17 protein-coding genes and 1 pseudogene are annotated in these 21,515 nt (G+C 66.6%); 9 read left to right on the top strand and 9 right to left on the bottom strand.

All coding sequences use genetic code 11. The features are described 5' to 3' along the window. Positions 1 to 4: 4 nt before the first annotated feature. Entirely contained in the window at positions 5 to 1,366 is a 1,362-nt protein-coding gene (locus U1H99_RS29440; RefSeq protein WP_323145050.1) for a M28 family peptidase, read from the bottom strand. 36 nt (positions 1,367 to 1,402) lie between these two features. Next, the gene (locus tag U1H99_RS29435) at positions 1,403 to 4,210 is read right to left on the bottom strand and encodes a TonB-dependent receptor (protein ID WP_323145049.1); all 2,808 of its coding nucleotides are present in this window, start codon (positions 4,208 to 4,210) and stop codon (positions 1,403 to 1,405) included. A 359-nt stretch (positions 4,211 to 4,569) separates the two neighbouring features. Between U1H99_RS29435 and U1H99_RS29430 the strand changes: the two genes are divergently transcribed. The 3 genes from U1H99_RS29430 (at position 4,570) to U1H99_RS29420 (ending at position 6,593) form a co-directional block, all read left to right on the top strand. Next, the gene (locus U1H99_RS29430; protein ID WP_323145048.1) at positions 4,570 to 5,049 is read left to right on the top strand and encodes an Lrp/AsnC family transcriptional regulator; all 480 of its coding nucleotides are present in this window, start codon (positions 4,570 to 4,572) and stop codon (positions 5,047 to 5,049) included. A 72-nt stretch (positions 5,050 to 5,121) separates the two neighbouring features. Beyond that, complete coding sequence (locus U1H99_RS29425) at positions 5,122 to 5,904, top strand: DJ-1/PfpI family protein (RefSeq protein ID WP_323145047.1); 783 nt, start codon at positions 5,122 to 5,124, stop codon at positions 5,902 to 5,904. A gap of 68 nt (positions 5,905 to 5,972) precedes the next feature. Beyond that, positions 5,973 to 6,593 (top strand): flavin reductase family protein, encoded by a 621-nt coding sequence (locus U1H99_RS29420; protein ID WP_323145046.1) that lies wholly within the window; start codon positions 5,973 to 5,975, stop codon positions 6,591 to 6,593. A 227-nt stretch (positions 6,594 to 6,820) separates the two neighbouring features. On the opposite strand, the gene cqsA is transcribed toward U1H99_RS29420, so the two are convergent. Further along, the gene (gene cqsA, locus U1H99_RS29415) at positions 6,821 to 8,062 is read right to left on the bottom strand and encodes an alpha-hydroxyketone-type quorum-sensing autoinducer synthase (RefSeq protein ID WP_323145045.1); all 1,242 of its coding nucleotides are present in this window, start codon (positions 8,060 to 8,062) and stop codon (positions 6,821 to 6,823) included. A 280-nt stretch (positions 8,063 to 8,342) separates the two neighbouring features. On the opposite strand from cqsA, the gene U1H99_RS29410 reads away from it, so the two are divergent. From U1H99_RS29410 to U1H99_RS29400, 3 genes are all read left to right on the top strand, one after another. After that, positions 8,343 to 9,620 (top strand): sensor histidine kinase, encoded by a 1,278-nt coding sequence (locus U1H99_RS29410; RefSeq protein ID WP_323145044.1) that lies wholly within the window; start codon positions 8,343 to 8,345, stop codon positions 9,618 to 9,620. 48 nt (positions 9,621 to 9,668) lie between these two features. Next, the gene (locus U1H99_RS29405) at positions 9,669 to 10,673 is read left to right on the top strand and encodes a response regulator (RefSeq protein ID WP_323145043.1); all 1,005 of its coding nucleotides are present in this window, start codon (positions 9,669 to 9,671) and stop codon (positions 10,671 to 10,673) included. Between the two features lie 120 nt (positions 10,674 to 10,793). Then, positions 10,794 to 11,552, top strand: coding sequence for a LuxR C-terminal-related transcriptional regulator (locus U1H99_RS29400; protein WP_323145042.1), 759 nt, complete (start codon positions 10,794 to 10,796; stop codon positions 11,550 to 11,552). 118 nt (positions 11,553 to 11,670) lie between these two features. On the opposite strand, the gene U1H99_RS29395 is transcribed toward U1H99_RS29400, so the two are convergent. Next, entirely contained in the window at positions 11,671 to 11,808 is a 138-nt protein-coding gene (locus U1H99_RS29395; RefSeq protein WP_323145041.1) for a hypothetical protein, read from the bottom strand. Between the two features lie 190 nt (positions 11,809 to 11,998). On the opposite strand from U1H99_RS29395, the gene U1H99_RS29390 reads away from it, so the two are divergent. Next, positions 11,999 to 13,888, top strand: a complete 1,890-nt coding sequence (locus U1H99_RS29390; protein ID WP_323145040.1) for a DUF885 domain-containing protein — start codon at positions 11,999 to 12,001, stop codon at positions 13,886 to 13,888. Here the strand turns inward: U1H99_RS29390 and U1H99_RS29385 are convergent. Next, on the bottom strand, positions 13,885 to 14,079 hold the full coding sequence (locus tag U1H99_RS29385; protein ID WP_323145039.1) for a hypothetical protein: 195 nt from the start codon (positions 14,077 to 14,079) through the stop codon (positions 13,885 to 13,887). The genes U1H99_RS29390 and U1H99_RS29385 overlap by 4 nt on opposite strands. Before the next feature lie 40 nt (positions 14,080 to 14,119). Here U1H99_RS29385 and U1H99_RS29375 point away from each other — a divergent pair. Together U1H99_RS29375 and zwf are read left to right on the top strand one after the other, a co-directional pair. Further along, positions 14,120 to 15,156 (top strand): annotated as a pseudogene (locus U1H99_RS29375) (DUF4380 domain-containing protein). 111 nt (positions 15,157 to 15,267) lie between these two features. Continuing rightward, complete coding sequence (zwf, locus tag U1H99_RS29370; RefSeq protein WP_323145036.1) at positions 15,268 to 16,746, top strand: glucose-6-phosphate dehydrogenase; 1,479 nt, start codon at positions 15,268 to 15,270, stop codon at positions 16,744 to 16,746. On the opposite strand, the gene U1H99_RS29365 is transcribed toward zwf, so the two are convergent. From U1H99_RS29365 to U1H99_RS29350, 4 genes are all read right to left on the bottom strand, one after another. Beyond that, positions 16,730 to 17,626: a DMT family transporter gene (locus U1H99_RS29365; RefSeq protein ID WP_323145035.1), complete on the bottom strand. Its 897-nt coding sequence runs from the start codon at positions 17,624 to 17,626 to the stop codon at positions 16,730 to 16,732. The two genes, zwf and U1H99_RS29365, sit on opposite strands and share 17 nt — an antisense overlap. Before the next feature lie 91 nt (positions 17,627 to 17,717). Beyond that, positions 17,718 to 19,388 carry a rhamnogalacturonidase gene (locus U1H99_RS29360; RefSeq protein ID WP_323145034.1) on the bottom strand — a complete coding sequence of 557 codons (1,671 nt, stop codon included), beginning with the start codon at positions 19,386 to 19,388 and terminating at the stop codon, positions 17,718 to 17,720. 70 nt (positions 19,389 to 19,458) lie between these two features. After that, on the bottom strand, positions 19,459 to 20,097 hold the full coding sequence (locus U1H99_RS29355) for a TonB family protein (RefSeq protein ID WP_323145033.1): 639 nt from the start codon (positions 20,095 to 20,097) through the stop codon (positions 19,459 to 19,461). A 14-nt stretch (positions 20,098 to 20,111) separates the two neighbouring features. Continuing rightward, on the bottom strand, positions 20,112 to 21,482 hold the full coding sequence (locus U1H99_RS29350; protein ID WP_323145032.1) for a serine hydrolase domain-containing protein: 1,371 nt from the start codon (positions 21,480 to 21,482) through the stop codon (positions 20,112 to 20,114). Between the last annotated feature and the right edge of the window lie 33 nt (positions 21,483 to 21,515).

The following is a 21,515-nucleotide window of genomic DNA, read 5'->3' as shown; positions in this document are numbered from 1 at the left end:
CACCTCAGCGTGCCGGCAGCGGATAGGTCGCCGGGCTGATGTTGCCGCTCTTGTCGATCGCCTGCACGCCGAAGAACACGTTGTCCTTCGACAGGTCGCTGGTGTAGCTCGTCACGTTGCCGACGAACTTCGACCCGGTCCAGTCGGCCGCGGTGGTGTCGCGCCACACTACGCGGTAGCCGGCGACGTCCGGCTCGGCGTTGGCCGACCAGGCCAGTTCGGTCTTGTTGGTCAGGTTCTTGGTGATGACGCGCACATCCTTCGGCGCCGCCGGCGCCAGCGCCAGCGAGGCCAGTGCGGCGGCGTTCACGCGGGCGATCTTGGCGGCATAGTCGAAGTCCATGTACTCGATCGTGTCGCCGTACTTCTTGCCGGATTCCGTGCGCAGGTCCTGGTGCTGGTGGCTGAAGTCTTCCGCATACTCGGTAAAGCGCACCGCCGGGAAGCCGCGCTCGAGGAAGGGAATGTGGTCGCCGCCGCGCAGGTAGCGGTCGCGCCGGTTGACGATCGTGACCTTGAAGTTCGGCACATAGCGCTCGCCGGCGAACTTGACGTAGCGCGCCAGCTGGCGCGTCGGCGTGTCGTTCTCGCCGCCGGTGGCGACCAGGGTGCGCAGCGCTTCCGGGATCTCCTTGCCGGGAGGCACGCCCTCGGCGAACAAGCGCACCTGGCTGGCGTCCTTCTTGCCTTCGTCGCTGTGCGAGTTGCCGATGATGTCGTTGTCGAACATGCCGGCCACGTTCCAGTTCTTTTCCTTGGCCAGCTTGGCCCAGTTCTCGGCGCCCAGCAAGCCCTGCTCTTCCGCCGCAACCGCCATGAACACCAGGGTGGCGTCGAACTTGTGCTTGGCCATCACGCAGGCCATTTCCATCACCGCCGCGGTGCCGGAGGCGTCGTCGTTGGCGCCCGGTGCGTCGTCGGTGGCGTTCATGACGTCGGTGACGCGGCTGTCGTAGTGGCCGCTGACGACGTACATGCGGTCTTTCGATTCCGCCTGGGTGCCCGGCAGGGTGGCGACCACGTTGACGATCTCGGTCGGGGCCGACAGGCGCGCCATCACCGGGTGCACGTGGCTGTCGAAGGCGACTTCCAGGCGCCCGGCGCCGCAACGCTCGAGTTCGCTCTTGATCCAGCGGCGCGCGGCGCCGATGCCGCGCGTGTCCGACTTGGTGTCGGACATCGTGTGGCGGGTGCCGAAGCCGACCAGTTTTTCGACGTAGTCGTGCATGCGCTTGGGCGATATCTCGCGCACGATGGCGTCGATGTCGGCCTGGCGCTTGTTGATATCAGGATCGGCGGCCTGGGCGGCGCAGGTCGCCGCCAGCAGCATGGCGGCGACGGCACTGTGTTTCAAAGTCGGATGCATCGGTGTTTCCTTTACTGTGGTACTGGATTGCGCGAATTACTTGAAGGTGTAGCTGGCGTTGACGTAGATGAAACGTCCGCGCGGATCGGCGTAGCTGACGTCGTAGCCGCCGAGGAAGTTCGAGGTCAGGTTGGTGTACGGCGGATCGCGGTCGAACAGGTTCTTCACGCCCAGCGCCAGCTTGGTGCTCTTGATGCCGGCGTAGGTCAGCTGCAGGTCGAAGGTCTGGTAGGCATCGACCTTGCGCGGGGTCGAGGTGCGTGCCACCTGGCTGGCCAGCGCATCGGTATAGCCTTTCTGGTAGTTCTGCAGCAGGCTCACGCCGTACGGACCGTTTTCCCAGCTCACGCTGGCATTGTGCTTCCAGCGCACCACCACGCCGCCGGAGGCGTTCAGCGCCTGGTCGAGCGAGCTGGTGTAGCTGCCGTCCGGGCCCTGCACGTCGAACTTGCTCATGTAGGTGCCGGCCAGGCGGAAGTTGACGCGGTTGCCGTTGCCGAAGCGCGCGCGGTACATGGCGTCGAGGTCGACGCCGGCGACCTGGGTCTTGAACAGGTTGGCGTTGGTCTGCACGATCGATTCGATCGGGCCGACGCCGGCCGCGTTGCCGTCGGGTGCGCCGCGGTTGATGAACTGCGCATACTGCAGCGTGCGGTCGGCGTTGGCCAGGAAGTAGGTCGAGCTCAGGCCGCCAACCACGATCGCATCCTTCAGGTTGATGCGGAAGGCATCCAGGCTGATCGACGCGTTCTTGACCGGTTCCCACAGCACGCCCGCCGTCATCGAGATCGATTTTTCCGGGCTCAGGTTCGGATTGCCGCCGGTGATCGTGGTGAACTGGAAGTTGCAGTCGCGCGGCGCGCCGGTCTGCAGGTTCGGGCAGCGCACGAAGTCGCGCGAGCCGTTGCCGGTGATGCCGGTCGCCTGCGGGGTGTTGAGGTCGGTCAGCGACGGTGCGCGGAAGCCCTTGCCCACCGCCGAGCGCAGCATCAGGCTCTGGGTCGGCTGCCAGCGCAGCGAGGCTTTCGGATTGACGGTGTGGCCGACGCCCTGGTAGTTGTCGTAACGCACGGCGACGTCGGCATCCAGCTTCTTGATGATCGGGATGCTGAACTCCGCATACATCGAGCCGACGTTGCGGGCGCCGAGGACCGGGAAGGCATTGCCGCCGAGGCCGGCGATATCGCCGGTCTGGATCGCGACCGACGGGTCGTACTGGAACTTTTCGCGGCGCAGCTCGGCGCCGAGCGCCATGCCGACCGCGCCGGCCGGCAGCGTCCAGATCTCGCGCGAGCCCTTGATGTCGACCGAGGTCGTCGAGGTCTTCGAGCTGTAGCTGGTGCCGCGGAACTCGGCGGCGCGCACGGCGTCGAGCGCGGCCTGGTCGGTGGTCTCGCCGAACGGATTGATCACGCCGCTGTTGAAGATCGGCAGGACGCGCGAATACTGGGCATAGCCCGACAGCAGGTTCTGGTGCACCTTGCTCTGGGTGTACAGGAAAGCGCTGTCCATGTCCCAGCCGGCCAGGGTGCCGCGCACACCGGCCACGAAGCGGCCGTTTTCGGAGATGTCGCGGGTGTTGCGCTGGCCGTTGGCGACGTCGCGGTAGTTCAGCAGCAGCGGCACGCCGGCCAGGTTGTTGGCGGCGGCGAAGGCGGTCGGGTAGTACGGGCTGGACGGGATCAGGATGAAGCCGCCGCGGCCGATGTTGCTGTACTTCGTCTGCATCAGCGGGTATTGCGCGATCAGCTTCTGGAATTCCGGCACGTAGGGGTTGGTCGCCGTGGTGATGGCGTTGTAGGACAGCGGCACCTGCTGGGTGGTCGAGGTAATCTTGTTCCTGGTGTAGCCGGATTCGAAGTAGGCTTCGGCATCGTCGTTCAGGCGCAGGCGGCCGTTGGCGATGAAGCTGGCTTTTTCGAAATCGGGCTGCAGCGACACGTAAGGGCTGTTGTCGTAGGTGCAGCGGTTACTCGAGTACGGCGATACCAGCGAATACGGACCGCAGTTCGGCAGCGCCGGGTTGCCGAGCACGCCATTGCGGTTCAGCACCACGTTGGCCGGGAAGGCGATCGACGAGGTGTAGTCGTTCTGCTCGGCGACGTTGAGGCGGCGCGCGAAGGCGCGGTCGGTACCCTGGATCGGGTCGGTATGCTGGACGGTGATGCCACCAGTCAAATTCCAGCCGTCCGTGTCCATGCGGCCGAGGCCGCCGAACAGCGTTGCCTTGCGGTCGCGGCCGAGCCGGTCACTGGTCTGGCCGTAGTTGCCGCTGATCTCGAGACCCGTGAAATCCTTGCGCAGGATAAAGTTCACCACGCCGGCGATGGCATCCGAACCGTAGATGGCCGACGCGCCGTCCTTCAGTACCTCCACCCGCTCGATGGCCGACAGCGGGATGCTGTTGACGTCCACCGACGAACCCGCCGCGCCGGCCGAGCCGCCGCCGTACACCGACACCCGGCGCCCGTTGACCAGCACCAGCGTGCGCGCCGAACCCAGGCCACGCAGCGACACGGTGGCGATGCTGCCGCCGCCATAGCCGGACGCGTTGGCGACCGTGGTCGAGCTGCCGGCGCTGGAAAGCGAGCTCAGCTGCTTGACGAGTTCCTCGGTCGAGGTGGCGCCGACGCGCTCGATATCCTCGCGCTTCAGGATCTGCACCGGCAAGGCGGTCTCGCCGTCGATACGGGCGATCGACGAACCGGTTACCACGACGCGTTGCAAGTTCGGATTCGCGCCCTCGGCGTTTTGCGCCAGCGCGGTCGCCGGTAGCACGGCAGCGCCGAATAAGGCAGCCAGCAAGGCGGCGAAGGGTTTCAGTGGGGTGGATGGTGCGGACATGCGGGACTACTCCTTAGATGACATCAAATACGTAAAATACGGTCGCCGTGAAACGGTCGGTCATGCGTGATGCGTGATGCGGGAGTGGTACGAGCAGCTGCGCGCCGTGTCGGCGTTGTCTTTCTGTCTCCAGAGGGGTGCTGCCGCCAGGACACGTGATGACGCGCCTGACGTAAGCCGGCGTTTGACCGGCGTGGTTGTTTCCCTCGATGCGGCGAACCGCTATTGTTGTTTTTTTGCCTTCTTACAAAAATTATAGGCTTTCTCTATCGCAAAGATTTACCATATTCACAGCGCTGTCATAATCCGTTTTGGAACGGTTGTTGCGCGAAATACTGATTTTTGGAAAAACTGAAGCAATGGGCAAGTCGCATATCAAACTCGACCGTATTGACCGTCGAATCCTCGAGGAACTGCAGGCGGACGCCCGCCTGTCCAGCGCCGACCTGGCAGAGCGCGTATCGCTGACCACGTCGCCCTGCTGGCGCCGGGTCAAGCGGCTGGAAGAGGAAGGCTTGATCGGCGGCTACCATGCGCGCCTGGATCCGCGCCGCCTGGGCTACCAGGTCATGGCCATGGTCCAGATCTCGCTCGACAAGAAGGATGCGGCCACCGTGCAGGCCTTCGAAGAGGCGGTGCAAGGGATCCCGCAGGTGCTGGCCTGCTTTCGCATCTCCGGCCGTTACGACCATCAGTTGATGGTGGTCGCCGAAGACCTCGAAGCCTACGGTGTGTTTGCCGGCAACGAGATCAACGGCCTGCCGAGCGTGAAGGAGGTGTACACCGCTTTCGTGCTGAAGGAAGTCAAGTCGGCCACCAATCCACCGCTGCCGGGCTGAGCGGCGACGTCCTGCGGAACTAAAGACCTGTCGGCAGACTCTGTCAGACATGCTGTTCGACCCGAGGACGACATGGAGAGCCCGCAACTACTTACCGGCAAGCGCGTCGCCGTGCTGGCCGCGGATGGCGTCGAGCAGGCGGAACTGGTCACGCCGGTGACGGCGCTGAAGGCCGCCGGCGCCGAGGTCGCCGTCATTGCCCTGCGTCCCGGCCGCATCCGTGCCATGCACGTGCACCAGTCGGCCGACCTGCTGCGCGTCGACAAGACCATCGGCGATGCCGTCGCGGCCGACTTCGACGCCCTGCTGGTCCCCGGCGGCTACATCGGCCCGGACCTGCTACGCCAATCCGGCCCGGCACGCGGTTTCCTGCGCCAGGCCCATGCGCTGGACCAGCCGATCGCGCTGATGTCGCAGGCGGTGCTGCTGCTGGTGTCCTGCGGGCTGGCCGGCGGCCGTACCGTCACGGCGTGGCCGGGGGTGCGCGACGACGTGGTGAATGCCGGCGCCACCTGGCGCAACCAGGACGTGGTGTGCGACGGCAAGCTGCTGACCAGCTGCGGGCCGCAGGACACGGCCGCGCTGGTGCAGGCGCTGATCCCCTTCTTTGCCGGCGCGCCGCCGCTCGACCCGCCCGCGGTCACGCAGGCGGCACCACAGTCCGATCCGCCGCAGGAAGAACCGTCGGAGACGCCGGGCCAGCCGCTGCGCTGGCTGTCGGCGCCGTCGGTCGGTGCGATGCTGAGCCTGGCACTACTGGGCGTGGGCGTGGTCGCCGCCAACCGCGGCTTGCGCAAGAAACGCGCCGACGATACCGAGGCGCAAGCGCCGCCGGCGGCGGACACGGCACACTGAAAATCGCCGCTGCGCTCACGCGGCCGGCGCGGATGATGTATGGTTCGGTCTGGCATCAAGGAGACAGAATGACCAGCAACATCCACTTCTACGAACCGCGCAACGGCCACGGCTTGCCGCACGATCCTTTCAACGCCATCGTCGGCCCGCGTCCGATCGGCTGGATCTCGTCGCGCAGCGCCGACGGCATCCTGAATCTTGCACCCTACAGTTTCTTCAACGCCTTCAACTACACCCCGCCGATCATCGGTTTCGCCAGCATCGGCGCCAAGGATTCGCTGCGCAACATCCAGCAGACCGGCGAGTTCGTGTGGAATCTCGCCACCCGCGCGCTGGCCGAACCGATGAACGCAAGCTGCGCCGCGGTGCCGCCCGAGGTCGACGAATTCGCGCTGGCCGGCTTGACGCCGGTCGCGTCGCGCCTGGTCGGCGTGCCGCGGGTCGGCGAGACCCCGGTGGCCTTCGAGTGCCGCTGCACCCAGATCGTCCAGCTGCAGACAGCCGCTGGCGAGACGGTGCCGACCTGGCTGGTGCTGGGCGAAGTGGTCGGCATCCATATCGACCGTTCGCTGCTGAAAGACGGCGTCTACGATACCGGCGCGGCAGGCCACATCCTGCGCGGCGGCGGACCGGCGGATTACTTCGAAATCGGGGCGGAACAACTATTCAGGATGTATCGCCCGAAATGAGCCGTGCGCGGCGCGGCGGACACCTGGACGATGCTCTTGCGGGCTGAATCCGGTCTCCGTCAACAGCGCGCGTGCTCGGACGCCGGCGTGCCATCCTTCCTGGCTGCCGGTTTTTTGTTCTTTGGCAATCGTCGGTTAGTTGCAATAATCTGCGGGCTGCGGGAGAAAAAACAGGCACCGGAGCGCACTGGTGCGCTCTCCCCCATACCCGCCTTCCCGCAAGGCGCCTAGTGCATGCGCTTGCGACGGCTCGACGACGACCAGTTGACCAGGTCGACCTCGCTACGCATGTCGGCGCAGGCCGCCACCAGCTTCTCGATCTCTTCCCGGGTCATACCGGAATTCAAGGTCAGACGCACCAGCGAGCGGTTCTTCGCGGTGGCCGGTGCGCAAAACACGGCGCCGTAGATGCCACGCGCTTCCAGTGCCTTGCGCAACACCAGGGTCTTCGGCTCCGGCCCGGCTTCCAGCGCGATGATCTGCTCGGTGCCGTCGTCGATGCAATAGCCGAGTTCGCTCAAGCGCACCCTCACCTCCTGCGTGTTCCGGTGCAATGCCGCGCGGCGCTCGTCCGCCCTGCTGATGAAATCGACTGCGGCGTCGAACCAGGCCAGTTCGTGGTTCAGCAGGCAGGAACTGAAGATGGCCGGCCGCGATGCTGACAGGAAGTAGCCCTTGAAGTGGCTCGAACAGGTGATGAAACCGGCGCGACCGGCAAACGCCTTGGCCAGCGACGCCGTCCTGAAATGCACGCGTTCGGTCAGCCCTTCCTGGACCACGAGGCCGGCGCCGCCCGGGCCATGGGTGCCGAGCGAATGCGATTCGTCGACGATCAGGATGCTGCCGCTGCGCTCGGCCAGTTCGACGAACTCGAGCAGGGGCGCGACGCTGCCGTTGGTGCTGTACAGCGCGTCGATCACGATCACGCCACCGCCATGTTTTTCGATCTGGCGCTCGAGATGGGCCGGACTGTTGTGCAGGAAGGGTACCGGCAGGGCCTGTGCCGACTGCACGCCTTCCCATAGCGATGCATGGGCCAGCATGTCGAGGTAGACTGGAATGCCGGGTTCTGCGATGCTCTGCAGCAAGCCGACGTTTGCCGCCCAGCCGGACTGGGCGAGCACGCCGTCTTCGGCCTGCATGAAGGCGGCCAGCTTGGCTTCGAGGCGATGCTGATAACTACCTTCCTGCAAGAACACGGACGACATCAGCATCTGGCCCTGGGTGCCTTGCAGGGTGCGCACCTGGGCGTCGATCAGGGCCGGTTCGTTGGCGATGCACAGGTAGTCGTTGCCGGCCAGCATGACCGCACCGGCTTGCGGCGGCGCCCAGACGTGCATGTGTTCGCCGCCAAGCAGCTTTTCCACACGGGTCACATAGTGCTCATCCATGCGCCGGGTCACGAATTCCGGCATGCGGCGGGCAGCCGGTTGGGTGGCGAAACGTTCGATATTGAGTGCTGGGGTCATGCTTCCTCCGGTTGGCGGTGAAATAAAAGTTGATAAGTGGTTACGCAGATTCGAATAATGCCGTGTTAGCGCTACATTTGACTAAAATCAATGTATTTCAACGATACTTAGTTAATACCACGAGAAATTGCGTAAAATCAATTTTGACAGTACAACGATGACCTGGGCATGACGCGTTGTGCGACTTGACTGCCGATCTCCGACCATAGCCGTGAAAAAAGTCTTATCCGATAGCACTTTCTTGATCGATGCCCGCCTGCGCGGGCTGAGGGCATCCGTCATGCAATGGTTGCTCGGCAATGGAAAGGAAAGCGATCGGCTCGCCTGGCGCCTGCAATGCCTGGCCTGGATCGGCTGCCTCGGTATGCCGATGTACTACGTGGTATGGACTGTGTTCTTTCCGCAACAGTACGAGAGCCTGGCGCTGCGCCTGTTCGGCGTCGCCTTGTGCGTGCCGGCACTCTTCCTGAAGCGCTTGCGCTGGCTGGCGCAGCCGCGCACGATGCAGGTCTACGAATTCATCGGCGTCACCTACGTGCTGCCGTTTTTCTTCAGCTACATGTTCCTGATGAACCACGGCTCGGCCGTGTGGGGCGAATCGCTACTCGTGGCATTGATCGTGCTGTTCCAGTTCGACGGCTGGTGGGCGCTGGCGAGCTGGCTGTGCGGCACGCTGCTGGCCGCCGTCGCCTTTGCCTTGCACGGCGAAGCCGCCTTCCTGGCCAGCCCGGTGGTACTGGAGCAGGCACCGATCTATCTGTTCACGGTCGCGATCGTGTCGGTAACCCGGGTAGGGCGGCGCGTGCTGGCGGGCGAAAAACTGGCCGGCATGGCGCAGGCGCTGGCGATGGTCTCGCACGAGCTGCGAACGCCGCTGATCAGCGTGGCGGCCAACGTGCGCGGCATCGAACGCTCGCTCAAGGCGCGTGGGCAGCCCCCTGCCGGCGCTGCCGGCACCGTGCAACTGGATCCTGAGGACATTGCGGTTGCCGGTGCCATGGAGCGCATCGGCTTCGAAGTGCGCCACATGAACCAGATGATCGACCTGTTCCTGCAATCGGCAGCGGCGCTGAACCAGCAGCTGACGGCCACCGAATACGTGTCGATGGCCGACGTGGTCACGCATGTGGTCGAGCGCTATCCGTTCACCGGCCAGGAGCAGCGCGACAACGTCAGCGTGGTAATACGTGGCAATTTCTGGTTTGCTGGCAAGCACGAACTGTGTGTGGTCGTGCTGCTGAACCTGCTGCGCAATGCGCTCAAGGCGCTGCAGCGTGCCGGCCGCGGCAAGGTCCGCATCGTGATCGACGGCACCCGTGCACGGCCGCGCCTGCTGGTCATGGACTCCGGCTGCGGTATTTCCGCGAGCCAGTTGCCCCATATCTTTGAACGATTTTACTCCTGGCCGCCGAGTTCCGGCGCCGGTATCGGCCTGTCCCTGTGCCGGGACATCGTCCATGCCTGGCAGGGCCGGATCCGCTGCCGCTCGCGCGAATCGGCCTGGACCGTGTTCGCGCTGGAATTTCCCCCAACGATCTCCGCCGACCGATCGCATTGATCGATCGCCGTCGAACATCACCGCCCAAGCATTTCTACCGAATCCTTCATGTCTTTGCCTATCTATCAGCACCCGACCATGACCGTCCTGGTCGATGACAGCGTCAGTTTCCTGCACAGCCTGCGCTTCCAGCTGGGCAACGCGCTGCCCAGCATCACCTTCAGCGATGCCAGCGCCGCCCTCGCCTGGCTGCGCGAGCAGAGCCGCGACGGCTCGGACCTGGAAAGCTTCCTGTCGCCCTGCGTCGACACCTACACCCACGAGCCGCAACCGTTCAGCGTGGCACTGCACGTCGGCCAGCTGTGCCAGATCGCGCGCCGGGCACGCCGCTTCATGACGCCGTCGACGCTGGTTGTCGACTACTCGATGCCGCAGATGAACGGCATCGAATTCTGCGAAGCGGTCAGGGATTTGCCGTGTAAGAAAATCCTGCTGACCGGGGTGGCCGACGAGAAAGTGGCGATCGCCGCCTTCAACCGCGGCCTGATCGACCGCTTCATCCGCAAGAGCGACCCGGATGCGCTCGACCGCCTGGAATCCGACCTGATCGCCCTGCAGCGCGACTATTTCGTGGCGCAGTCGCGCGTGGTGCAGGGCTTGCTCGCGCTGCACGAATACCGCTTCGTCGGCGATCCGGCGATCGCGGCGCTGGTCGACCAGGTCGCACGCTCCTACCAGATCGTCGAACACTATTTATACAAGAGCCCGTCCGGCTTCCTGATGTTCGACGCCGAGGGGCGGCCGCATTTGCTGGTGATCGAGACCGAACAGGGCATGCGCGCGCATTACGAAATGGCGCAGGACAGCGGCGCACCGCCGGCCCTGCTGGAGGCACTGCGCGAACGGCGCGTGATCCCGAATTTCAGTGGCGGCGATGGCGACGGCATGTATTCGGACGCCTTCGACGATGGCTGGTACAACCATACGGCGCCGGCCCAGGAATGCCGCGGCCGCGAGCGCTATTACTGGGCGATGTTCGACCTGAATCCGGCCCTGCTCGACGGTCCGGTGGCACCGTTCTCGGCCTTCCTGCGCCGCCACCAGGCCAGCTGAAACGCGGGCGCGGCTACCTTTACTGCATGCTGGCCTGCAACAATAGTGCATATGGTGGCATAATGCCAAGTATTACAGGCAAAAGCGTGCCCCATGGAACAGGCTGGATTAGTCAAAGTCGTGCTCGCAGACCCGCGCCAACTGATGTGCGAGGGGCTGCAACGCGTGCTGGACGAACGGGCCGATATCAAGGTCGTGGCGGTGGCGCGCTCGCGCGTCGAACTGATGGCGGCGCTCGACAGCGTGGCGCCGGACGTACTGGTGCTCAACCCGCGGCTCGAACTGCAGGGCGGCATCGCGCTGATCCGTGACTTGCGCAAGCTGCTGCCCTATCTACCACTGCTGACCCTGGCATCGGATGCCAGCAACGATGACCCGGTGGCCCTGCTGCGCGCAGGCGCCAAGGGTTACCTGTCGAAGAACAACGATACCGCCGACCTGATCCGCGCGATCCAGAAGGTAGCCGAGGGCGGCCTCTATGTCAGCAACGAACTCAGCGAGAGCCTGGCCGAAGAACTGTGCGCCGGCCTGCGTACCAACAGCTTTGCGCGCCTGTCGCCGCGCGAAGCCGAGGTCTTCGGCTTCCTGGCGCATGGCCACACGGTGTCGCACATCGCCCAGGTGCTGCAGCTGAGCGTGAAGACGGTCTCGACCCACAAGAGCCGGATGATGGAGCGCCTCGGCCTGGCCTCGCTCAGCGAACTGATCCAGTACGCGATCACCAACGACCTGATCGACCTCAGCGAGGCTCCGCCGATGCGCGCGCCCGACGACGGCCCGACCCCGCGCAGCCTGGAAGCGCGCCGTTCCGACCAGGACCGTACCGCGCTCGCATCCGAGGACTGGCTGGCCAGCCTGCTGCCCCGCCGCCGCGTCTGAAGCGCCGCTCAAATTTAGAGCGCCTGACAAAACCTTCAGGGCAAGGCGCATCGTCGAAGACAGTACGAATGTACGGCGAGACGATGCAACGCCGCCATGGAGGTTTTGCCAGGTGCTCTTATTCGGCGCGCTCGCGGCCCAGCCGTTCGCTGACCCACTCGTGCCAGCCGCAGTCCGGACACTGGCTGCAAAAGATAATGCCGAAAAAGGTCGCGCAGCCGAGCGCGAGAAGACTGGCGTGCAACATGAAGTCCATGTGTCGTCCTCCTTGCTTTTTGGAAAGCCTTGGTGCGGGCGCCGGTGCATGGCCGGGCCCGTCGAGACCACTGTAATCCAAGCCGCGCTTGAAATCCAGCGCCACGCACCCGCATGGCATGTTGACAGTTCTCAAGCGTAGCGGCTATGGTGTTTCTTGTTAGACAAACATTCCAATTGCCAAGGACCACATGCCCGCTAGCACCCCGACCCGCCGTGACCTCCTGAAATTCGCCGTGAGCGGCGCCGCCGCGGCCGCACTGCCCGCAGCCATGCCGGGCGCGGCGCTGGCCGCCCGTCCGGCGCAACGCAAGCCGGCGCCGGACGCCGCCGACGACCCGCGCTTCAAGGCGCTGCTGGATGCGTTCGCCGACGAGATCCTGATGCTGGCGCCGACCACGGCATCCAGCCTCGGCCTCGACAGCGGCAAGCACGCCGCGCTGAAGTCGCGGCTGGAACAGGTCTCGGCCGAGGAAGATGCGCGCTGGACGGCGCAGGTGAAATCGATGGCGGCGCGCCTGGACGGCATCGACCGCGCCCGGCTCACGCCGCAGGACCAGATCCGCTACGACACGGTGCGCTACGCGGTCGGCGCCGGCCTCGAGGGCACCGCCTTCCCCTTCGGCGGCGCGGCCGCCGGCCTGCAGGGCGGCACCGCGCCCTTCCCCGTCACCCAGCAGGACGGCGCCGTCACCCGCATCCCGGAATTCCTGAACTCGCAGCACGCCATCGCCACGCGCGCCGACGCCGACGCCTACCTGGCGCGGGTGCAGGCAATGGGGCGCCTGCTCGACCAGGAGACGCGGCGCATCGCCGAGCAGGATGCGATGAACGTGCGCCCGCCGGCCTTCATCATCCGCACGGCACTGGACCAGCTCAAGGCCTATCGCGCGCTGCCGGGGCAGGAACAGACGCTGGTGACCTCGCTCGCCACGCGCACGCGCGCGCTCGGACTGGCCGGCGACTGGGGCGGCCGCGCGCAAGGCCTGGTCACGGACACGATCTATCCGGCGCTGGAGCGCCAGATCGCGGCGCTGGAGCAGGCCGGCCGCAAGGCGGACGACGTTGCCGGCGTGCACCGCCTGCCGGACGGCGAAGCCTACTACCGCTGGGCGCTGAAGCTGGGCACCAGCACGAGCTATGCGCCGCAGCAGGTACACGACATCGGCCAGGAACAGAACCGCGAACTGGAGGGGCGCATGGACGCCATCCTGCGCGGCCAGGGCTTGACGCAAGGTTCGGTGGGCGCGCGCATGGAGGCGCTGTCGAAGGACCCGCAGCGCCTGTTCGCCGACGACGAGCGCGGCCGCAGCCAACTGATCGCCTACTGCAACGAGCGGGTGGCGGCGATCCGCAAGCTGCTGCCGCGCGTCTCGCACCTCGGCCTGAAGGCGCCGCTGGCGATCAAGAGGGTGCCGCCCGACATCCAGGACGGTGCCCCGCTCGGCTACATGAATTTCGCTTCGCTCGACGGCAAGCGTCCGGCCATCTATTACATCAACCTGAAGTCGACCGCGATGTGGCCGCGCCACGAACTCAGCTCGCTCACCGCGCACGAGGGGGTGCCCGGCCACGCGCTGCAGGGCGCCTACCTGGCCGAGCACCATGCCGAGACGCCGCTGATCGCCTCGCTGATCGGCTTCAATGCCTTCGTCGAAGGCTGGGCGCTGTACGCCGAACAGCTGGTCGACGAATTCGGCCTGTATGCTGACGACCCGTTCAGCCGCCTCGGCTACCTGCAGGCCCAGAAGTTCCGCGCCTGCCGCCTGGTGGTCGATACCGGCATGCATGCGCTGAAGTGGGAACGGCGCCAGGCGATCGACTTCCTGTCGGCCCACACCGGCCGCGCGCTGGCCTCGGTCACGAGCGAGATCGACCGCTACACGGTGTCGCCGGGCCAGGCCTGCGGCTACAAGATGGGCCACAACGAAATCCTGCGCAACCGCGAACGGGCCAGGACGGCGCTGGGCGCGAAGTTCGACCTGGCGGCCTTCGACGATGCGCTGCTGGCCTGCGGCGGCGTGCCGATGGCGGTGCTGCCGACGGTGGTGGATCAATACATCGCGCGCGCCAAGGCCTAACCCGTCTGGCAGAGGGGCACCGTGGGGTTGTAGCGCCGCGCTTCCGGCCGCGTCAGCACCCGCAGTGCCACCTCGACCGGCACGCCGAGCGCCGCCAGTTCGCGTGCCCGGCCGCCGAAACCCTGCGCCGGGTCGCCATGAATCACCGCGTCGATCAATAGCGCGGTCTTGTAATCGCTTCGTCTGTCCATCGGGCGATGCTAACACGCGCCGCAGCGGCGCCCTGGAGAGATGATGCCGACACCCGACCGTGCCACGCCGCTGCTGGCGATTCTAATGGCCATGCCGCTGTCCACGCCGGCCATGGCCGGCCTGCCCGTCCACACCCTCGACAACGGCACCGTGCGCGCCGGCGTCACCGAGGCCATCGGCGGACGGCTGCTGTCGTTCGCGCTGGCCGGCCAGCCGAATTTCCTGCGCGTCGACGAAGCGGCCGGCGATCCCGCCGCGGCGGTCGATGCGAACACCGGCAACGTCGCCTACTATGGCCACGAAGTCTGGGCTGGTCCGCAACAGCAGTGGTGGTGCACCAGGACGTCAATCCGGCACGCAAGGCCGCCAAGGCGGTGTGGCCGCCCGATCCCTACCTGAGTTTGGCGCGCTACACGCTCGACGGGGCCGGCCGCGACGCCGTCGCCGTCACCAGCCCGGCCAGCCCGGTGAGCGGCCTGCAGCTGGTCAAGCGCTACGCGCTGGTGCCGGGCAGGCCGAACAGCCTGCGCCTGGATGCCGGCGCCATCAACCGGCGCGCCAGCGAAGTGGCGTGGGACCTCTGGTTCAACACGCGCGTACCGGGCGACACCCAGGTCTACGTGCCGGTGGCCGGCATGACCGACGTGCGCACCGAAGCCGCGGACGGCCTGGCGCCGCCACGCCCGCTGGTGGCGAACGGCGTGCTGGCGCTCGCGGTCCCGGCGGCAGGAGACGGCGCGCGCCGCGGCAAGCTATTTGCCCAGCCCGCGGCCGGCTGGATGGCGGCTTTCCGCGGCGGCCAGGCCTTCATCGTCCAGTTCGCGCTGCAGCCGCGTGCCGCCATCCACCCCGACCAGGGCCAGGTCGAGCTGTACCAGGACGTCGACCCGGCGCGCCCGGCTGCCGGCCTGCTCGAGATGGAAGTGCACGCACCGTGGCGCCGCCTGGCGCCGGGCCAGCGCATGGACGCGCATGAAACCTGGACCCTGCTGCCCTACGCCGGGCCGGCCACGCGCGCTGCCCACCTGGCCTTCTTGCGCGCGCAGGCGCGGACCCTGGCCCTGGAGGGCTTGTAGACCCACCCAAATGAGGTATGGAAATCCTTCCTTCGCCAGCAAAAGCTGGCGCGAGGCAGTATCCTTCTGCTACCGTAGCACATTGACCCTTAACTTTTCGGCCAAACAGAAATGACCTCTTCCACCGAGCAATCGAAAGAACAAGACAGCAGCCTGCCCCTCGACATGATCATCTTCGGTGGCATGGGCGACCTGGCAATGCGCAAGCTGCTGCCCGCGCTCTACATGGCTTACCTGCACGGCAACCTGCCGGGCGACACCCGCATCCTGTCCACCGGCCGCCAGGACATCGACCGCGGCGCCTACCTGAAGCACATCGAAGACCATTCGCGTTCCTTCATCGCCCAGGAAAACTTCAACGACAAGACCTGGGACGGCTTCCTGCAGCTGCTCGAGTACGTCAAGCTGGACGTGCAGGCGGCCGAGCGCTTCGACACGCTCGAGCAAGCCTCGCGCAAGGGCGCCCAGCGCGTGTTCTACCTGTCGACCGCGCCGTCGCTGTTCACCACCATCTGCGACAAGCTGGCGGCCAGCGGCCTGGTCGACGACAACGCGCGCGTGGTGCTGGAAAAGCCGCTCGGCACCGACTTGGCGTCCGCGATCGCGATCAACGAAGACGTGGGCCGCTACTTCAGCGAGTCGCAGATCTACCGCATCGACCACTACCTCGGCAAGGAGACCGTGCAGAACCTGATGGTGCTGCGCTTCGGGAATTCGATCCTGGAACCGCTGTGGCGCGCGCCGAACATCGCGAGCGTGCAGATCACGGTGGCCGAGGAAGTCGGCGTCGGCAGCCGCGCCGGCTTCTACGACGGCGCCGGCGCCATGCGCGACATGGTGCAGAACCACCTGCTGCAGCTGCTGTGCATCGTCGCGATGGAACCGCCGACCTCGCTCAACGCGGACGCGGTGCGCGACGAAAAGCTGAAGGTGCTGCGTTCGCTGCGCCGCTTCAAGCTGGCCGACATCGCGCGCGATACCGTACGCGGCCAGTACATCCACGGCGTCAGCGGCAACCAGGAAGTGGCGGGCTACCTCGAAGAGAAGAACGTGCCGGCCGACAGCGGCACCGAGACCTTCGTCGCCCTGCGCGCCTTCGTCGATACCTGGCGCTGGTCGAAGGTGCCGTTCTACCTGCGGACCGGCAAGCGCATGGCGCGCCGCTCGTCCAAGATCGTGATCGAGTTCGCCAATCCGCCGTTCCCGCTGTTCCACCAGAACGCCGGCGCGGTCGCGAACCGCCTGGTCATCGAGTTGCAGCCGGAAGAAGCGATCAAGCTGCAGCTGATGGCCAAGCAGCCGGGCAGCGGCATGGAGACGCAGCAGGTGTCGCTGAACCTCGACCTGCAATCGGCCATGCCGCAGCGCCGCGCCGAAGCCTACGAGCGCCTGCTGATCGACGTGGTGCGCGGCCGCCTGACCCACTTCATGCGCCGCGACGAGCTCGAAGCCGCGTGGCAGTGGGCCGACCCGATCATCGAGGGCTGGCAGACGCTTGCCGAGAAGCCGCATCCGTATGCGGCCGGCTCCTGGGGTCCGGCCGAGTCGTTCGCGCTGCTGGCGCGCGACGGCTTCAGCTGGGTCGAGTAAGCCGTCCCCCGCCCAGCACCAGGGCGATCCCGCCCAGGATCGCCAGCGCGGCCAGCGCCAGCCTGGCCGTGAATGCCTCGTCCAGCAGCAGCACCCCGCCGAGCGCCGCGATCAGCGGCACCGACAGCTGGACCGAGGCGGCCTGCAGCGCCTTCAGGCGCGGCAGCGCCGCATACCACACCACGTAACCGAGTCCCGACGTGAGCGCGCCCGAGGCCAGCGCCAGCGCCACCCCGCGCGCCTCGACGTGGCCGCGCGCGGCCCAGGCCAACCACAATGCGATACCAAGCGGCGTCGCGCGCACGAAATTGCCGGCGGTCGCCGCCAGCGGATCCGTACGCTTTTCTCCTGATTGGCGCCCGCGCAGCGAATACACGCCCCAGGCCACGCCCGCCACCGCCATCAGCGCCGCTCCCGCCGGCGAGGGCGCGGCCACGCCCGGCAGCAGCAACAGCACCAGCCCGCCGGCGGCCAGCGCCAGCCCGAGCCAGCCGCGCGCCGTGAAGCGTTCGCCGGCGCGCAGCCCGGCCGCGAACATGGTCAGCTGGACCATCCCGAACAGGATCAGCGCGCCGCTGCCGGCCGCCAGCCGCAGGTAGGCAAACGAAAAGCAGGCCACGTACAGGAACAGCATCGCCGCCGCCGGCCAGTCGCCGGCCTTTTCGGTGCGTGGCCGCGATTGCAGGCGCATCACCAGCAGCAGCGCCGCGGCGCCGGCGGCCAGGCGGATGGCGCCGAAGCTGGCCGGATCGATGCTGCCCTGGCGCAGCGCGATGCGGCACAGCAGCGAGTTGGCGGCGAAGGCCAGCATCGCCAGCGCGGTGAGTAACAGGGTGGCCAGCGCCGGATGGCGCGCCAGGGTCGGGCTGCGGCTCGGCATGGTGGGTCTCCTCCGTGTTTTTGTTATCGCTACTGTAAGGCGATAACGCGGAGGCGGCCAGTGTCCTGCAGTCGTGCGCGGCGCCCGTGGTTCAGAAGGCGGCCCGCGCGTGATCCGAACGCGCCAGGTCGGCCAGCCCTTGCGCATCCTGGATGGCGAGGCCGCGCACCCCGCGCAGCACGAAGGTCGCGGCCGCCGTCCCGCGCGCGAAGCGCACGTGGTCGAAGCCGGCGCCGTCGACGTCGTCCAGCAGCACCGGCGGCCGGCCTTCCTGCCCGGCGCTGCGCAGGTCGGCGTGGTGCACCTCGAGGTTGCGCGCGTGGCGCACGTACAGGCCGTAGGCCGGGGTGACGCCGAACATGCTCGGCTCCGGATAGTGGTCGGCCTCCTCGGGCACCTGGCGCACGGCATCCGCCGCGCTGCCGCCGCCGCCATGCACGACGGTCAGATTGCTGATGCGGACGTCCTCGACCGGCGCCTCCGGCAGCCCGGCCACGATCGAGGCAAACGGCGCATTCGCCTGCGACACCACCACGTTGCTGATGTTGACGCGGCGGATCGCGCCGACCCGGGTGCCCGCCGGCGCGCGCATGCGCCGGCCCAGGCGGATGAATAGCGGCGCGGTGGTGAGGTCGCGCATCGCCAGGTTGTCGACGGTGACGTCTTCGATCACGGCGCCGTCCACGCTTTCGATGGCCAGGCCGCGGCAATGCTCGAACACGCAGTTGGCGATGGCGATGTTGCGAAAGCCCCCGTTCGATTCGGTGCCGAGCTTGATGCGGCCGCACACGCCTTCCTTGTCCGGCGCTTCCAGCTGGGTCTTGCCGAAGGTCCCGTCGAGCAGCGTGCCGAGGTCGAAGCCGGAGACCTGGCAGCCGGTGATGGTGACGTGCTCGGTGAAGCGCGGCTTGCCCAGCGCGTACGAGCTTTTCAGGCAGATCGCATCGTCGTTCGGGGTGTTCACCGCGCAGTTCGCGATGCGCACGTTGCGGCAGCAATCGATGTCGAAGCCGTCGCGGTCGGTATCGACCATCAGGTTGTCGATGACCAGGTTGTCGACGCCGGTCGCCAGTACCGCGAAGTGGCCGCACTTGAGCATCGAGAAATCGCGCAGCTGCACGTTGCGGCAGTTCTTCAGCGCGATCGCCTTATTTCCCTTGCCGGCCATCTCGGCACCGAACATCGTTCCCTTCCTGGCGCGCTCGCCCATCGGATCGGCGCCTTTCAGGGACGATGGCATGTCGCCCGCCTTCAGGGACCGGTTGGCGCCGGGACCGGAGCGGGTCAGGCCGCGGCCCCAGATGCGGCCCGGTCCCAGGATGGCGACGTTGTCCAGTCCCTCGCCCCAGAGCAGGCTGTTGTGCCAGTGGCTGTGGCCGAAGTCCTGGTAGGGGTCCCACGGATTCGGCTCGGCGTCGTCGTAGCGGCCCTTGTCGAGCGCCGGGTCGGCGGCGACGATGACGCTGCCGGCATCCAGGTACAGCGCGACGTTGCTGCGCAGGCGGATCGAGAAGCTGAGGTAGCGACCGGCCGGGAACCACACGGTGCCGCCGCCTGCCGCGCTGGCGGCGGCGATGGCGGCGTTGATGGCATCGGTGTCGAGGGTGGCGCCGTCGCCGCGGGCGCCGTAGGTGCGGACGTTGAAGCCCGCTTGTAGCGGCGCCGCGATCGACGGCAGGGTCAGGGCGCCGGCGGCAGTCGCGCCGAGGGCGGTGAGGATACGCTGGAGCGCGCGGCGGCGCACGGGTTGGAATCGGATCATGCGCGCTACATTAGCATCCGTGCGGTGCCCCGCGTGCGCAACTTGTTGAGCGATGCGTGCGCGCCTTCGCTCAGTGGGCGTGCGCGCTGTTCTTCAGGTGCTGGATCGCGAGCACGTCGCCCTTGTCGGCCGACTGGCGGTACCAGCGCAGCGCTTCGCCGGCATCCACCGGCATCCCGTCGCCCTTGTCGTAACGCCTGGCCAGCTCGAACATCGCGTGCGCCTGTCCCTGCTCCGCGGCACTGCGCAGCCCGGCCAGCGCGGCGTCGCGGTCGGCGTCAGTCCGCGCCGTGGCCGCATACAGCAGGCTCAGATGGTAGAGCGCACCCACGTCGCGCGCTTCGGCCAGTTGCAACGCGTCGCGCTTGGCGCGGTTCATGCCCTGGTCGCCGTCGATCCACCACTTATAAGCGACCGGCACCCACTGCTCGACCGGCTCGCCGTTCCTGCGCGCGGGTTTGAACACGCACTTCGACAAGGCATCCCTCGCTGACATGTCGAGCGCGGGGTGGCCGCTGGCATTCAGGACCACCGTATCGCCCACGCTGCCGTCGGTACGGATCAGGAAGCCCAGCAGGGTGATGCCCTCTTCCATATTGCGCAGCGACGCGCGCGGGTATTCCGGCTTGGCACAACCCGCCGCGCCGGCGTGGAACGGCGCCCATGCCAGCAAGGTGGCGAGCAGCAGGGAACGGATACGGTGAGGCATGGCGACTCCAGAAGTTACTCAGGCCGGAGCGACAGCTTGTCGATGCTGCCGGCCTTGTCGAACGTGACCCCGATCAGCAGCCGCTCGTCGGGATAGATAAAGCGGTAGCGGTAGACCCGCTGGTCGCCATCGGCTTTGCGCTCGAGCAGCTCGACCGCACGCAATGTGCCCAGGTCTGCCATTTGCTGGCTCAGGGACTGCACCCGTTGCGGCGAAAAGACCGCCGCCGCCTTGTCGCTGAGCACGCCGGACGGCACGCTGCCTTTGGCCATCTGGCTGACGACCGCACGCAGCTTGGCGGCAACGTCGGGCTCGCTGTCAGGAATCGCTTTTGCGAGTGGAATCTCGAGGGCGGGCACGTAATGTCTGGCCACCAGATTGGCCAGCTTGGCGGGGCGCGCCGCAGCGCTGTTTGCCAGCACGATGACGGTCAGTTTATCGTCGACATAGCGCTCGATCGCCGTCTTGAACCCCTGCCAGGAGCCGCCATGCGATATGGTGCGGTGACCGTTGACCGGCGACAGATCCCAGCCGTAGCCGTACGGGGCGGTGCTGCCGTCGTTGAGGGTGACCGGGGTCCAGCTGGCGGTGCGGATCTGTTCGGTAAGGATCGTCTTGCGGTCCAGGGCCATGTCCCACAGCGCCAGGTCGTGCGCCGTCAGATACAGGCTGCCGTCGGCCGTGGTATTGAGCTTGGGCGCGACCCACGACTGGTTTTTCAGCTGACCCTTCACCCATTCATAGCCTGCCGCACGGTGCGGCACGATGTCGCTTTCGCTGATGATGCGGGTGCCCATGCCGAGCGGCTTGAAGATGCGCTCGCGCAGCTGGTCGCCGTAGAAGGCGCCGCCTGCCTTGTTGCAGATGAAGCCCAGCAAGTGATAGCCCATATTGCTGTAGGCCCAGCGCTCGGCCGGCGCGAATAGCACCGGTATGCCGGCCTCCAGTGCGACCAGTTCTTCGTCAGAGTAATCCTTGCGGAAGTCCAGCACTTCATAAGGATCGCCCAGGCCGGAGGTATGGGTCAGCAAGTGGCGGATCGTGATCCCGTCCCAGGCCTCCGGCGTGTTGGCCAGGTGCCGCGAGATGGGATCGTCGAGCTTGAGCTTGCCGTCCTCGACCAGCAGCATGACCAGCGCCGCCGTGAACATCTTGCCGATCGAGCCGGATTGGAATTTCGTCTCCGGCGTGACCGGCACGCCGTGTTCGACGTTGGCCAGGCCGTAGCCTTTCTCCTTGACGATCCTGCCGTTCTGCACCACCACGACACTCACACCGGGAATATGCTCGCGCTTCATTTCCTGCAGCATGGCATTGTCGAGCGGATCGGCGATGGCGCCGGTGCACATGATCGAGGCGAGCAGAACGAGGGTGCGAGGCGGCATGCGGCGACTTGGGTGATGGCGGTTGACCGCTTA

This window comes from Massilia phyllosphaerae (assembly GCF_034659755.1).
Classification (GTDB): domain Bacteria; phylum Pseudomonadota; class Gammaproteobacteria; order Burkholderiales; family Burkholderiaceae_D; genus Telluria; species Telluria phyllosphaerae.
Note: the sequence above shows the minus strand (reverse complement) of the source record. Positions and strands in the feature narration are given on the sequence as shown.